Source organism: Halolamina salina, assembly GCF_042678005.1.
In the GTDB taxonomy this organism is placed as follows: Archaea; Halobacteriota; Halobacteria; order Halobacteriales; family Haloferacaceae; genus Halolamina; species Halolamina salina.
Map to the genome: position 1 here is coordinate 20,782 of NZ_JBHUDH010000114.1, position 476 is coordinate 21,257.

The 476-nt window shown below is 70.0% G+C and carries 1 protein-coding gene and 1 pseudogene; both read right to left on the reverse strand.

Translation table 11 applies throughout. From position 1 onward, the window contains the following. A pseudogene (locus tag ACFR9S_RS10165) lies at positions 1-141 on the reverse strand (pyridoxal phosphate-dependent aminotransferase); the annotation flags it as partial. Positions 142-196: 55 nt separating this feature from the next. Further along, positions 197-476 (reverse strand): GIY-YIG nuclease family protein (locus ACFR9S_RS10170; RefSeq protein ID WP_379818546.1); only part of this gene is annotated, 280 nt, incomplete at its 5' end.

A 476-nucleotide genomic window follows, 5' to 3' on the forward strand; every position in this document is an offset into this window, starting at 1 on the left:
CGGATCCGGAAGCCCCGCGAGCGGCGCCGGGGTCACCGATCCGTCGGACCGGTACGTCCGGAGGTCGCTCGATCCGAGATCGTGGTCGGCCGCCTCCGGCCGGCCCGCGATCCACTCCAGGTAGGGCATCGGTTCGAACATGCTCAGCCAGTGGTGCCGTGGGGGATTAAGCGTCACCACCTCTCGTCGTCGCGGGTCAGTCGCGATCGTGGACGGCCTCGGCCCGATTGACCGCGGTCTTGGGACTCTCGAACCGCGCAAGATGTGTCTCACAGTCGCAGTCGGAGGCACCGAAGCCGGGAACAGGCCCGTTCCCGAGCGTTCGCGCGACCGCACATTCGCAGTCCCGCCCGCGCGTACGCTCGACGGCGACCAGTTCCGTCTCCGGGTGGCCGCCGAAGTAGTCGACGTGCCAGTGGTGCACGTCGTGCTCGCCGGCGGCGACGCGACGGTGGCGGTCGATCCGGGAGAAGCCG